Annotated in this window: 12 protein-coding genes and 1 tRNA gene; 8 read left to right on the forward strand and 5 right to left on the reverse strand. The window is 36.7% G+C overall.

All coding sequences use genetic code 11. The features are described 5' to 3' along the window. Window positions 1-30: 30 nt before the first annotated feature. A complete protein-coding gene (locus tag SMAR_RS07475; RefSeq protein WP_011839723.1) occupies window positions 31-4689 on the forward strand; it encodes a COG1361 family protein in 4659 nt (1552 codons plus the stop codon). 14 nt (window positions 4690-4703) lie between these two features. After that, window positions 4704-5918, forward strand: coding sequence for an ABC transporter permease (locus SMAR_RS07480; protein WP_052833868.1), 1215 nt, complete (start codon window positions 4704-4706; stop codon window positions 5916-5918). Between the two features lie 8 nt (window positions 5919-5926). Here SMAR_RS07480 and SMAR_RS07485 read toward each other — a convergent pair whose 3' ends face one another. Next, entirely contained in the window at window positions 5927-7306 is a 1380-nt protein-coding gene (locus tag SMAR_RS07485; RefSeq protein WP_011839725.1) for an MATE family efflux transporter, read from the reverse strand. Between the two features lie 98 nt (window positions 7307-7404). On the opposite strand from SMAR_RS07485, the gene SMAR_RS07490 reads away from it, so the two are divergent. Beyond that, on the forward strand, window positions 7405-7821 hold the full coding sequence (locus SMAR_RS07490; protein ID WP_011839726.1) for a PadR family transcriptional regulator: 417 nt from the start codon (window positions 7405-7407) through the stop codon (window positions 7819-7821). Between the two features lie 21 nt (window positions 7822-7842). On the opposite strand, the gene SMAR_RS07495 is transcribed toward SMAR_RS07490, so the two are convergent. The 4 genes from SMAR_RS07495 to SMAR_RS07510 form a co-directional block, all read right to left on the reverse strand. Next, a tRNA-Ala gene (locus tag SMAR_RS07495) sits at window positions 7843-7942 on the reverse strand. A gap of 65 nt (window positions 7943-8007) precedes the next feature. Next, complete coding sequence (locus tag SMAR_RS07500; RefSeq protein ID WP_011839727.1) at window positions 8008-8886, reverse strand: thiamine pyrophosphate-dependent enzyme; 879 nt, start codon at window positions 8884-8886, stop codon at window positions 8008-8010. Window positions 8887-8907: 21 nt separating this feature from the next. Continuing rightward, entirely contained in the window at window positions 8908-10674 is a 1767-nt protein-coding gene (locus SMAR_RS07505; RefSeq protein ID WP_011839728.1) for a 2-oxoacid:acceptor oxidoreductase subunit alpha, read from the reverse strand. 23 nt (window positions 10675-10697) lie between these two features. Continuing rightward, entirely contained in the window at window positions 10698-11009 is a 312-nt protein-coding gene (locus SMAR_RS07510) for a hypothetical protein (RefSeq protein WP_011839729.1), read from the reverse strand. 325 nt (window positions 11010-11334) lie between these two features. On the opposite strand from SMAR_RS07510, the gene SMAR_RS07515 reads away from it, so the two are divergent. The 5 genes from SMAR_RS07515 (at window position 11335) to SMAR_RS07535 (ending at window position 15099) form a co-directional block, all read left to right on the forward strand. Further along, the gene (locus tag SMAR_RS07515; protein WP_011839730.1) at window positions 11335-11670 is read left to right on the forward strand and encodes a transcriptional regulator; all 336 of its coding nucleotides are present in this window, start codon (window positions 11335-11337) and stop codon (window positions 11668-11670) included. 226 nt (window positions 11671-11896) lie between these two features. Further along, window positions 11897-12454: a pyruvate ferredoxin oxidoreductase subunit gamma gene (locus SMAR_RS07520; RefSeq protein WP_011839731.1), complete on the forward strand. Its 558-nt coding sequence runs from the start codon at window positions 11897-11899 to the stop codon at window positions 12452-12454. 5 nt (window positions 12455-12459) lie between these two features. After that, the gene (locus SMAR_RS07525; RefSeq protein ID WP_011839732.1) at window positions 12460-12750 is read left to right on the forward strand and encodes a 4Fe-4S binding protein; all 291 of its coding nucleotides are present in this window, start codon (window positions 12460-12462) and stop codon (window positions 12748-12750) included. A 14-nt stretch (window positions 12751-12764) separates the two neighbouring features. Then, complete coding sequence (locus SMAR_RS07530; RefSeq protein ID WP_011839733.1) at window positions 12765-14024, forward strand: transketolase C-terminal domain-containing protein; 1260 nt, start codon at window positions 12765-12767, stop codon at window positions 14022-14024. 16 nt (window positions 14025-14040) lie between these two features. After that, window positions 14041-15099, forward strand: a complete 1059-nt coding sequence (locus tag SMAR_RS07535) for a thiamine pyrophosphate-dependent enzyme (protein ID WP_011839734.1) — start codon at window positions 14041-14043, stop codon at window positions 15097-15099. The last annotated feature ends 14 nt before the right edge of the window (window positions 15100-15113 follow it).

Below are 15113 nucleotides of genomic sequence, written 5' to 3' on the forward strand. Positions count from 1 at the left end.
GATAGTAAAGAAATATTAGGCGGGATAAAAATGAAATTAGTGTTCAGACTTATTTCAATTATTATACTAATATCGATATTTCTCTCAATGTATCCTATATTTCATATCGGAAACACTACTAACAGTCTATATAGTTATTTTGAAATTAAAAACGTAAAATTTAGATCATCCACGGGCGGAGATGTTTACCCAGGAAGTAGAAACGCTGTCTTGCTCGTAGATGCTATGTATTATTCTAATTCAACGATTAATGCTTCAAATATTTATTCATGCATCGATCTTCCAGAAGGATTTTCCGTAGTTACTAGTAGTTGTAGTATTGCTAGAGATTTTGATGGGAACATTGTTGAGAAGGTTTCGCCAGGCGAAATGGTTAGGTTTCAATTCGGCGTAGATGTAGATAAAAATGTTTCTCCAGGAACATACTCGTTTAACATAAATATAACTTATACATTCAACAATACATTAATGTCGGAGCAACATGTAGTCGTTGTTGAAGTAAAACCATATCCTCGCTTATCTATATCGTTTAGAGACTCCTATTTTACACCATACGGGTATCCGGGTGCTAACCCCGTAACCTTGGTTATAGAGCTTGAAAACACTGGTAATTCTACAATTAGGTATGCTGATGTAAAAGTTGAATTACCAAGCTTTATTGAAATAAATAATCCGAGAACATCTATATCAAATATTCCTCCAAATCAAGTATTCACTATATCACTAAATAATCTAGCAATATCACCTAATGCTAGGCCAGGAAAATATGTTGGCTACCTAAATATTTCTGCACAAATGATAACTAGTGATGGAGTAGTATATAATGATAATATTATGTTCCAATTCAACATAACTATTGAGAGAGCTCCTCCATATAACTACTCCATACTAGATTATGGATTATCAACAAACCATCCATTACCAGGCAGTAGGAATACAAGATTCTACGTGTTAATGCAAAGCATTGATGCATCAACTATTGATACATTAGTGGCAAAAGTAACTATTAATAACGGGTATTTTATGAATGGCTCCAATACCGAGGTAGTAGTGATTAGAGGTCCAATCAACTATGGAGACACCTTCACCCTTACAACAGACCCTATAAGTATAATTAATAGTGCTTCACATATTATTGTAGAGATAATGTTCAATGGGTTAATAGTTGATAATGGTGCTTCCTACTGGGTTAACTGGTCGAATACCTTCTATGTCAAACTAAACTATACGCTTCCAAAAATAGATGTATTCGATGTCTACTGGAGTAATAACAAGGTTTACCCAGGCTCGATTGATCAAGATCTGAGGGTTATAATGGTAAATAATGATTACTCAGACGTGGTTGATGGAGTAGCAATATTGAGTTTTGAAGAAGATATTTTCTATCCTCAATCAATAGTGGTTGATAATGTAGTAATTCCAAGCAATTCTTATACTACACTAACATTTTCCCCGATAGACATATCAAATAATGCTAGACCTGGAAACTATACTGCGAAGCTATCATTATTTCTCCTATTAAGAAATAATGATGGATCATATTCTAATATTGTAATGAATTATACATTAATAATACAAGTTAGCGACCCATATATCGACCCCATAAATATATTGAATTATCATTGGGGAGGAGGAAAAGCATATTCCGGAGAAAAAGGAGCTTCGCTTAATATTTTGGAGCAAGTAGTTACCGATACAACTATTGATAAAATATATGCAGTAATATATTATCCCAATGGAATAACCTCGGAGAATACCGGTGATAACTATGATACATATATTGTTAATAACCCATTAACATACGGAGATATTTTCAGCCTTAACTATAATGCTATAAATATCTCAAGCAACATTACTGGAACAACATATATTGTACTAAAACAATCAATGCTGGTAACAATTGATGGAAGCCAAACTTGGCTTAACAAGACATATGTTATCATATTAACTATATCCGAACCAGCATTAAACATTACATTAATAGATAAGGGATGGACAACAGATACTATATCTCCATCCGCTGACAATGTTGGATTATATTTAACATTTCAAAGCTTCTCACAAGATACCATACGCGAAGTTATTTTCAAGCTATACTTGCCAAACAAGGTATATGGTCCTAATGGTGAAAAAGAAATAATTAGAGTTATAAATAACAATATTAATTATCTCCAAGCATTCACAGTTACATTCAACGGTTTAAACCTCGATAATATTGAATCTGATCATCTAGTATTTAACCTCTCAATCAATGCAGTCATGGAGCATGAGAACGGTGTATATGAAGCTAATAAGTCTATAACAGTATTTTTAAGTATTAATTCACCATTTAAACCCTTGATAGTATTGGGTGTGAGAACAACTTATCAAGGACAACCATCACCTCTGCTACCAAACAGTAATGGTGAAGCCATTAGTTTTGTATTATTAAACAATTTCAGAAACACAATTAGCTCCCTAAAAGCCGAACTGGAATCTCCTAGTGGAATAGAAGTTATTGGTTCTAATACTCAGTTCATAAATAATTTGCTAAGTGGATCCTCCACAACAATATCATATATGTTAAGAGTAGGGAATATTACACCAGGAACTTATACGTTAAAACTGAATATTGAAATGATCATTGATAGTAATGGTGCTTTAGTAAGACAGGATCAAACAATCTATTATAATATAACAATAGAAGATCCTTCAAAATATGTTTCTAGAATACTGCTTATTAGAAGCTATTGGGGAACAACCACTCCCTCCACCATATATCCTGGTGATAAGAAAGCACCATTAACACTAACATTTCTCAACATAGGTGAATACACAGTATATGCTTTTAGATCAAAGTTGATACCCATGGATAAATCAATAAAAGTTTTAAATAATGATCAAGTTTGCAACACGCTAGCTGTTGGTTCAACATGTACTGTTACATTTTATTTAGATCTACAAAATACATCTGCTGGAATGAAAGAGTTTATTGTTAAAACTAGTTATCTCCAAGGAATATATGGATCATACAATAACATAGAGAAAGAATATAATATAAAATTAGATCTGCCAAGCTTTAATGCACAAATTAATAATAGTAGTATATACTTGGTTTCAAGTGGTTGGAATAATAATTGGCCTGTATATCCTAGATCGGAGAAAACAATTTACACAGTTACACTAGCTAATCTCGAACCATACAGTATAGGCTCAATAGTAGTGAAAATATTGCCTCCAAACAATATAGTACCCCACAACACATATGATGATACATACTATGTTGAGGGACCAATACCATCTCTACAAACATTCACTGCATCATTTACACTTGATGTTGGAGACATTGATCCAGGAATATATGATGCAAAAATCATTGTTGATTATTATGTGTATGCAAATAATGGAGGATATAGGAAATCCATAATTATTCCAGTAGTATTAGAAGTAAAGGATCCCGAAAAAGCATTAACAACTATACAGTATGGTTGGCTCGGAGGCCAGCCCCCATTAGTAATTCATGGTGCAACCTATTACTTCATTATTAGAAACAATGAGATACCATCAATGAATGGCATATACTTTACTGGAGTACTACCAGAGAATATAACATACTCAATAACGGACACTAGACTAGTAAATGTGACGCCACAAGTAATAATACCATCTATTCAGGCATCACAGAATCTTCAACAACAACTAGCTACATTTCTTATACAACAATCAATGCCTTCGAGACAATCGGCTGGCTTAGGAGATTATTTATCGTTTACACTAAAACTAAACCTTAACTTGTCAAAACCCTATTATTCCAAAATACATGGAGCAATAAACTTCATCGATCACTGGGGCAGTGTACATGTAATCAATATATCAATACCCTTCATAGTTGTAGGTAAACCATTAGAAATAGATATTCTACCTAAAACTCCTCTAATAGTGTTCGATAATGGTACTGGATACATTGATTTAGTCATCGATAACCCAAGTAAAAACATTATTTATGATACTTACATACTACTTATACCAGCATCCATGAACGCTATACCGCTAGACAATATTAAATACATAGGCACAATTCTAAGCCAAACAAACAAAACAATTAGATACATGATAATCTATAATCCAGTATCTATAAGCTATGGAGGAGCATCAGTATCTTCTCTAACAGTCTCGTTTAGAGCCAACATAATATATAGAGATATTAGTGGAAGCGTTAATATCCTAAACACCACAGTTGCAGCTAGAGTTGCTCCATTTATTGATTTAGAAATTTCTCCAGACATTACTGTAAGATATAGTAGTGGAGAATTAGTAGTTAATGGCTTAATCATAAATTATGGTGTATCCAGTGCTAGAAGCGTATATGTTAAACTAATATATGAGAACTACTCAACACTATCATTTATAGGCGATATCGACCCAGCTTCACAAGCAGCATTTAGACTTGAAACTAAAATGGAGAAGCCTCCGACACATAACATTACATTGATCATAGGATATAGAGATGACTATAACGGGGTCTACGAGAAAGAGATTAGCCTACCTGTACAAATAGTTGAAGAAGCTAAAACACCTATTCCCACAGCTGAAAAACAAGATTATACCATATACTATATTATAGTTACTGTTATGGTAGGCGTATTCTTATCAGCAATATTCTATGTACTACATAAATATATGAAGAAAAAGATAGGAATGTCGGGATAAAATGGTTGATAACAATGTTTATCAGCGACATTATTAGGTTAGCGATGAAGACACTATCAGAAAAGAAAGTAAGAGCTATTCTCACAATTATTGGAATAGCTATTGGACCATTAGCACTAATTACAATCAATAGTGTTACTAGTGGTTACTCACGCTACATTGTTCAACAAATACAAGGGTTCGGCCAAAACCTTGTGGTGGTGATGTCTACTGAAGAATATACTGTTACAAGAGATGATCTAGAACTTTTGAAAACAATTAATGGAGTAGTGGATGCATCACCATTCTATTCAACACAGGGAACAATGAGGATTGGAGGCGAAGAGAAAGATGTATTTATCTACGCTGTTGATTATGATTTCCTCTTCAAAGCAATACCAAGTCTAAAAATAGGTGAGGGAGAAATACCTTCATCTACAGAAATAAGTAAATGTATTGTTGGACATGATATAGCATACAATGATGAAGGTAAAGAAGTATACAAAGTAGGAGATGTGATTAGCATAAGAGTAGTCAAGGTAAAGAGTGGAGGTAAACTGGAAATAAAACATGTAAGCCTCGCAATATCGGCTATATTAGAAAAATATGGTGGAGCCGCATTATTAAATCCTGATAAAACAATATTTATGAGCATGAATGGGGCTGAGAAGCTTTTAGGAGTTAAGAAATGGTCCGGGATTCTCTTATATGTTAAGGATCCCTCCATGATCAATAATGTAACAAACACTATAAGAAACATATATGGTAGAAGCGTAGATGTCATATCTTTCCTGGCTTTTGCTCAAATAGCTTCATCAATATCAAACGCTGTTAACTTCATGACATTCTCTGCTAGCCTAGCAGCCTTTGCAGTAGCAATTGCAGGTGTAGCAGCTACTATGATAACATCCGTTATTGAGAGGACTAGAGAAATAGGTGTTATGAAAGCTCTCGGATTTACGGATGGCCAAGTACTCGTCTTAATTATTGCTGAAGGAATAGTTATGAGTCTTATAGGCGCAGTTATAGGTATAACACTAGGTGTTGTTGGGGCATACGCTCTAGCATCGAGAGGACTAGTGATCTCTAGTGGGACAAGCAAAATTGTAATCAACGCTCAACCAGACATCAATGTATTCAATGTATCTTTAACTATAATATTAACTATCATGGTTGGAATAGTGGGTAGTATTTTTCCAGCTTATAGAGCCGCAAAAATTCCTCCTGCTGTGGCTTTGAGATATGAATAATAAGTTTTCTAATCAATAATTCTCTTAGTCCAATTACCCTTAAATACCCATAGTAGAGCTAGTAATCCAGCAACAATATTACTTATAGTCATCGCTACCCATATACCAATAGTCCCCAATCCCATAACTAGAGCTAATAAGTAGCTAAGACCAATTCTCAATACCCATAGCCGAATAATTGATATTATAGCGAAGATCTTTGTATGACCAGAACCTCCAGCAACTGCTCCGCCTAGAAAGAATAATCCGAAGAAAGGTATAGACCATGTAAATATAGCTAATACCATGCTTCCCTCCATGATCACATCTTTTTCAGGCACAAAAAATGCAACAGTTAAATCTCTTGTTAAGAAAATAAATACTGAACCTATTGCTAATATTAGAGTCGTTAACCACATTGTTTTTTTAACAATAGCCTTTGATCTATCATAGTATTCTGCTCCAAGGTTTTGTCCAACCATTACTGATAATGCCCTATTTATCCCCCATGTAAATGCTGATAATACATCGATTATTCTAATGGCTACACCATAAGCAGAAACAGCTACTGATCCAAATCTGCTAACTATACTCATCATAATCGTGAATCCTAGAGAATTAGATGATTGCTGTATTGTCAGCGGTGTTCCTATTGATACTACTTTTTTAATCCACCATTTCTCAATTCCTAAATCACTAAATGTAATTTTTATACCATGATATCCTGTAAATAGTAGATATGATCCTACAAATGATACTATTGATCTAGATAGAATAGTTGCAATAGCCGCTCCCTTAACCCCCATTGCGGGAAAACCGAGATATCCAAAAATAAATAATGGATCCAAAACCATGTTTGTAAAAGACGATACTATATTAATATAGGTAGGTGTCCGAGTATCTCCCAAGCTATTCGCAATAGTATTGAATGCAAAACCAATAAATGATAAGGGTATTCCTATAAAGATTATACGTATATATTCGACAGCATTAGGATAAATATCCGGTGGAACACCCATTAAACTAAGTATGGGTGGAGATAAAAAGTATCCTGTTATACTAATTGATAAAGCAATAAGTGCCATAAATGATAAAAGATTACCAGCTGATTTATTAGCCATTCTTAAATTTCCAGCTCCAACATATTGTGCAATCAATGATATTCCTGCACGTGAGAATCCAAAACCTATAGAGTAGAAAAGCATTATTAAAGGCCAACTAACAGTAGGTGCTCCAAAAGCTTCTTTACCAAGTTTTCCTAGCCAGTAAGCATCTATAAGATTATACGACATATTAACTAGATTCGCTACTATTATAGGCCAAGCTAGCCATAAGACAGTCCTAATAATGTCTCCCTCTAGTATTTTCTTCCTAAGCACATGTAAGTCTTCGCTTGAGCCTCTATGCAATATATTCCACCAGAATATATTCAAACAGAAGATATTTATATGGCTAGATTAAAAATCTTACTGGATAAAATATTTTAATAAATATTGTGGGAATAAAAATGCAAGCTAAAAAGAAGTTTAGAAGCGTTTTTAAAATCAAAGTTTTAGGAATTATTATCAAGAATAAGGAAATACACGGTTATGGAATATACAAAGAGCTATTGAGCCTCATACATGGATTAGAGCTAATAGAGAAACCCTCAATTGGTACAATTTATAGAATACTGAATGAACTTCTCGAAGAAGGATATATTGAAGAGAAGATACAGTACAAAGGCAAGAGAAAAATCATACTATACCACCCCACACCAAAAGGAATAAATGAATTCCTTAGAATAAGCAAGGCGTTTCTAACAAAGACCCTTATAGGATTAAAGCTCGTCATATCAGCTATCAATAGTATAGATGAAAAGCAACCTGTTATCGATGAGATTAGGGATAGACTAAAGAGAATACACAATATAACCAGTACTTAGAATAATTAGCATTTATGTAGATGGTGGACCGGCCGGGATTTGAACCCGGGACCTCCGCCTCCCCCGACCTCGGTAGCATTATATGCGAGGGCGGCGCTCTTCCAGGCTGAGCTACCGGCCCACACCATAATATTTTAAGACTAACTTTTTGCCTTTATATTTGTAATGAATTATTTTTAGAAAAAACTACTTGGTTAGTGAAACAAGTTTTTCCATTAGGTCCTTTATGGGTTTAGGCTGTAACGGTAAATACGCGAGCGGCGGGTTCTTCTTGATTGGTTCTAGTAATTCCTCCATTGTAGGCTTTTCTTCTTTGTAGATTATCCCTATGGGTATTCGGTCTCCCCACTCATATGCTTTTTTCATTGCTTCCTCCCAGTTGGTAGGATCGTGTCCTGTCTCCTCTAATTTATATATGCGTTGCCTATACCATGTATATGTATGTAGTTTATCGAATGTAACACATGGTTGTAAAACGTCTATGAAGCTGAATCCTTTATGTTTAATGGCTTCCTTAATAATATACTTCAAATGCTCTACGTCTCCAGCAAATCCTCGAGCTACAAAACTAGCTCTTAGAGCAACCATCATAGCTATAGGATTAATTGGTTCCTCCCACTGGCCCCAAGGGGTTGTCCTAGTAACTTGTCCTCTTTCAGTTGTAGGTGAAGCTTGTCCTGTAGTGAGACCATATACTGTATTGTTATGTACTATCAATGTTACATCAGGATTTCTCCTAACAACATGGGGAAGATGCCCTACACCGATTCCATACTGATCCCCGTCGCCGGCAAAACCAACGACAACTAGATCCTTATTAACAGCCTTAATAGCTGTCATCATCGGCAATACTCTTCCATGTATTGTATGTATAGAATTAACATTGATGTAATTAGCTAATTTACCGTGACAACCTATACCAGTCACTATTGCGACTCTATGAGGCTCAATACCTAACTCGTTTACAGCTTTCTTAAATGCTTGGAGAATTCCGAAATTACCGCATCCAGGACACCATGTAATAATTGCTCCAGTTTCGGAGATGGGTTGTCTATATACGGACATATTATCCACCCCTCCACTTCTTTATGTTTTTAAAAATTCTTTGATCTTAGAAGCAAGGTCTTCTGCTCTAAACGGTCTTCCATCAACTTTTCCTATGTGCCCACTTGTCTTCACACCTGTCTCCATATATGCTAGGATCCCTAGTTGTCCACGATAATTGTATTCTATAGATACAATAGGCTTATCCATGTATTTCTTCATCGTTTCTATAAATGTTCTTCTTGGGAAAGGCCATAGATAAATCATTTGTACTATACTCAAATTGATGCCTTCCTTAGACAATAGTTTCTTCGCTTCTAGGCTTGCCCATGTTGCTGAACCCCATGTTAAAATGACTAGATCAGTTTTATCTGGTTCTTCACCATATACTCTTAGTACTTCGTATTTTTCTTCAAGTTCTCTTCTAAGGAACTCTTCCTTCTTCATTCTCCTCCTATACTGTTTATCAGCATTGACGGGATCTTCGGTTACAATACCTTTTTTATTGTGTTCACTACTATCAGCCTTAACTAATGCACCCTTCGTACCAGGTGGTACCCATGGTGGAACACCTGTTTCAGTATCCATGTAAGGTTTAAACTCCCATCCCTCCTCAATTCGTTTCTCGGCTTCTTCTTTCGGTATTAATGCTCCGTATTCAAGGCTTAGATCCTCTCTAAATGCTGGAACTGATCTAATGCTTTCAGCTAGGTGTTTATCAACTAATATTATTGCTGGAACACGGTATTTCCAGCCAAGGTTTAATGCTTCAATCGTTCTATAATATGCATCCTCTTGATCAGCCGGAGCAACAACTATTCTCGGGAACTCTCCGTGTCCAGCAAATAAACTATAGAGCATATCTTCTTGTGCTGAATGAGTAGCCATTCCAGTACTTGGACCAGGCCTCATAGCTAAAACTATGATTAGCGGTAACTCTAACATACCAGCTTCACTAAGTGTTTCATTCATTAATGCAAATCCACCACCACTTGTACCTGTAGCAGCTCTAACCCCAGCCCACGTAGCTGCGAGAGCCATTTGTGCAGCAGCTATTTCGTTCTCCGCTTGTATTACTGGTATATCCTTATCCTTCATCACTCTAACCATGAAGTGTAAGAGTGGAGAAGCAGGAGTCATGGGATACGCAACATATAGTCTTAAATCTCCTTTGACGAATCCTAAGCCTATTGCTTCATTACCTGTCAACAGTATTCTTGGACCCCATGGTTTTGCTGGTTCTAAACGGTAAGCCTGTATCGGCAATGGATGCTTTGCTACGTATTCATAGCCATACATAGCTGCTTTAACGTTTTCTTCCGCAACTTTTTCTTTTTCCTTAAACTGATACCTTATCGACCACACCACTTCCTCTAAGGGGAGCCCCATTAATCCTGCAATCACTCCTACAGCTAACATGTTCATCGTTATAGGTTTTAATTTGTTCTCGCGAATAATTTTTCTCATAGGAACCTCGTATTTAATTCCTCGCGGAGGATCACGTTTTACAAGATCAGGATCAAATACTACAATACTGTCTCCGCGGAAATCCTTTTCTTGCCTAGTATACGTTGCTTCATCAAATGTAACAATATAATCACTTGTTCTATATAATTCATAGATCTTTTCTACCCCGGCTCTAACCCAATATACAGTATGACCTCCCCTTATAAGACTGGGATACTCAGATACACCTATTACGTGATACCCTAGCTTATGAAGTGCTCGAGCAATAACTAAACCACTTGTAATGTTTCCGCTTCCAGCTGGACCCGCGAATAGGACCTGGACAGAATTCTTTGTGGTCATACATGGGTCACCCATTAAAGAAATTAAGAAGAGGATTTACATGCATAAGAAAAATTCTCATTAACATAATTAGTCCAATTCGTGAGATCAATTGGTTTAATATCGTGGAACTCGTTTTCAACAGTTATTGTACATTGTTCTATCACAACATAATCATCCTCAATTCTACCCTTAATTTTAAACTGTACTCCGCCTGGAACTTCGTCGATAACGACTGGTAAAAATATCTCTACAGTATGATCCTCAACAATAATGTGTCCGCCGGTCTTCCTAATATATTCTTCAATAGCACACCTCAGTAGTTTAACATCTTCAACGTTGCTGATAAAAATCACCCCTTACGAGTTCTAGGCATTTATAATGTATATAATCCCTCGTATTTAGAACTATCTTCAATGTCAGCGGGTAGTCCCTGCGAAATCATTCCGTTCACGGTCATATGCGTCATCTCTCTTCATCCATGGACACTATGATATTTATTCTCATGCTATCCTTAAAATATTACATTTATCGATCAGCTTTTCCATATAAATATATTGAAAATCAAAATATGTCCTCTTATAGAATAGTTTTGTTTTATAATATGTTTCAGGGCTAGATTTATTTTCTAAAGTCATATAATATTTATATTATTGATCAAATAAATTTTGGTGTATTAGAATGGCAAGTGATAAAGCAATCGGTTCCGGATTGCTAATATTATCTATTATAGTGATCATAGCATATATATGGCTAGTATTCTTCCCGCCCATCGCTGGTTTGGATTGGCTAGTCATTAAATTAACTAATGTTGTAATTATCCTCGTAGTATTCGGTATACTAGCTTGGATCGGATATACTCTAGCAACTACACCACCACCCAAACCAATTGAAGAGATAGAAAAGGAAGTTGAAGAAGAACTTAAGAAATTAGAGAAAGAAAAGGAAGAAGAGAAAACAGAGGAAGAACAAACTTCAACTAAAGAAACAAGTGAAACGGCTAAGGAAGAAGGCTGATTAATAATACGATAAATTACTAATATAAACTCGATCTCAGAATATTATTAGAGTTTTTTAAGTAATATCATAGTTCCTTTAAATTTTAACTGGAAAACTGGACCTTTATTCTTATCTATTTTATGTTGATAGAAAGGTGTATTTAACTATTTGAGTCGAAGGATTAATAAGCAATACTTTACTCCAAATAATATGAGAAACACTTTTCATGGTAGTGGTGAGGTACATGCTTGAGGTTCGTTGGCATGGTCGTGGTGGTCAGGGTGCTTGGACTGCTGCTAATTTATTAGCAATGGCGGCTGCATATGATGGCAAGTATGTTCAGAGTTTTCCAGCATTCGGTCCGGAAAGATCTGGTGCGCCTATTCTAGCATTTACGCGTATTAGTGATGAACCAATAGATTTACATAGCATGGTGTATGAACCGGACATGGTAGTTGTATTAGATCCTACATTGTTGAAGAATGTAAACGTGGTTAGCGGTTTAAAAAAGAATGGATTAATCGTTGTTAACTATGAAGGTGATACTGATAAACTCTATAATATGCTTGGCATTAAGAAGGGCGAATATAAAGTAGTGGTAACACCTGCTACAAAGCTAGCACTAGAGATTCTTAAGAGACCCATCACAAATACCCCCATGATCGGGGCATTAATAAAGGCTGCACCAATAGTTAGTTTTGAAAGTATAGAAAAAGCTGTGAAGAAAAGGTTCCCTGGCCCCATAGCTGAGAAAAATGTTGCATTAATAAAAGAAGCTTATAAGTTAGCTAAGGAGGTGTAAAAGATATGGCTTCTACACCTAAAGAACCCCGTGGCTGGAAAGACTTACCTATAGGAGCAGTCCCCTATAGATTATCAACAGATTATAAAACAGGAGATTGGAGAGCGCTGAGACCAGTTGTTGATCAAGGTAAATGTGTTAAATGTATGCTGTGCTGGCTGTTCTGCCCCGACATGGCGATTATATGGGATGGAGAAAAAATCGTTGTCAACTATGATTATTGTAAAGGATGCGGTATATGTGCACATGAATGCCCAGTTAACGCGATCAGCATGGTTCCCGAACCAACTGAGTGAAGAGGTGGGACTATATGACTGAAGCAGTTAAAACCCCCAAAATTCCCCCCGAAGAACAAGAACTACTAACCATTAATGGAGACGAAGCAGTAGCATATGCTGTTAAGCAGAGCTTAGTAGATGTTGTCGCAGCCTACCCTATTACTCCGCAAACAATTATTGTTGAGAAATTCTCAGAGTTCGTGGCAAACGGCGAAGTACATACAGAGTTTGTACCAGTAGAATCAGAGCATTCAGCTATGAGTGCAGTTGTTGGAGCAGCAGCTGCTGGTGCTAGAGCTTTCACAGCAACTGCAGCTAATGGATTAGCTTTAATGTGGGAGATCCTATATATTGCTGCAAGCCTTAGATTACCTATAGTGTTAGCTGTTGCCAACCGCGCATTATCAGCTCCAATCAATATCCACTGTGATCACAGCGATGCTTATGGAATGAGGGATTCTGGATGGGTCCAATTATTCGTTGAAAACGTTCAGGAAGCATATGATACAACTATTCAAGCATTCAAGATCGCTGAAGATGAAAGAGTATTATTGCCTGTAGCAGTAAACCTTGATGGATTCTTCCTAAGCCATACACTAGAGAACATTAGGTTATTGCCTGATGAAAAAGTACATGAATTCCTAGGAGGATACCGTAAAGTACCAAAGGTAAAAGTTGATTATTTCGATGAAGAAGTACCATTAATGCTGAACCCTGCGAGACCATTAAGCTTCGGACCATTAGATCTATATGATTATTATTTCGAGCATAAAATGCACCAAGTAGAAGCAATGAAGAGGGTTCCAGAAGTAGTACGAGAAGTCAATGATAAATGGTATGAATTAACCGGTAGAAAGTATGGTGATGGAATACTTGTACCGTATGAGGTAGAAGATGCAGACATAGTAGTTACTGTGCTAGGAAGCACTGCTGGAACAGTTAGACATGTAGTTAAGAAGCTGAGGAGAGAAGGAAAGAAGGTGGGAATGGTTAGGATAAGAATGTTTAGACCGTTCCCCCACGAAGAACTGGCTAAGTTACTAAAAGACGCTAAGGTCGTGGGAGTGATGGATAGAGGCATAAGTTTTGGAAGCTATGGTCCAAGCTTCCTCGAGATCAATACAGCACTATATGATTACAAGGAGAAACCACTACTAGTAAACTATGTATATGGATTAGGAGGAAGAGATGCCCCACCAGAGCTCATAGAGAAAATGTTTGAGGAATTACTAAAAGATGCGGAGAAAGGAGTTGTTGAAAACAAGCTTAGATTCCTAGGTGTGAGGGAGTAATTAGGAGGTGGATCATATGCCTGCTCAAACCCTACCCCAAATCCCCATAAAGAAGGGAGAACCCGCATATAAGCTGTGGATATTCGAGCCTGGATGGAAAGGAGAATTACCATTAATATTGAATCTTAGACAAATGGCTGAACAAAAAAGACCTGCAATACTACCGGGACATAGATTATGTGCAGGATGCGCAGCACCAATAATAGTTAAACTAGCAAGCTTCGCCTTCCGCGGACCAACAATAGTTGTAAACGCTACTGGTTGCTTAGAAGTAGCAACAACAATATTCCCATATACGAGCTGGGCTGTTCCATGGATACACAACGCTTTCGAAAACTCAGCAGCTACAGCTAGCGGTGTTGAATCAGCTATTAAAGCATTTAAGAAAACAGGCAGACTACAATGGGATCACGTAGACGTAGTAGTATTTGCTGGAGATGGAGGAACATTCGATATAGGATTACAGAGCTTAAGCGGCGCAGCTGAAAGAGGACACGACTTCCTATACATCCTATACGATAACGAAGCATATATGAACACCGGTATACAGAGAAGTGGTGGAACACCAAAATATGCATGGACAACCACAAGCCCTGTAGGAACAGTATTACCAGGTAAGACCCAGAATAAGAAGCCAATAGCAGATATAATGGTGGCTCATAGAATACCATATGTAGCAACAGCTACTCCAGCCCACTGGCTAGACTTCATCAAAAAAGTAAGAAAAGGCATAGAAGTAAATGGTCCAGCATTCATACATGCACTTAGCAGCTGTGATCGTGGATGGAGACACGATACATCACTAACAATAGAGATATCACGTAGAGCAGTAGATACATGCTATTTCCCACTATGGGAGTGGACACCTAAGACAGGATACCTACTAACCGACCGTAGCCTAGCCATAGCAAGAAACCCCAAACTCAAACAACCAATAGAGAAATTCCTAGAAATACAAGGTAGATTCAGACACCTATTAAAACCAGAAAACAGACACTTACTCAGAGAACTACAAGAATACGTAGATAGTGTATGGGAAGACCTATTAAACCGTGCAGCGAATGCTCCACGGTAATTATTTTTTAATAA

Source organism: Staphylothermus marinus F1, from assembly GCF_000015945.1.
Taxonomy (GTDB): domain Archaea; phylum Thermoproteota; class Thermoprotei_A; order Sulfolobales; family Desulfurococcaceae; genus Staphylothermus; species Staphylothermus marinus.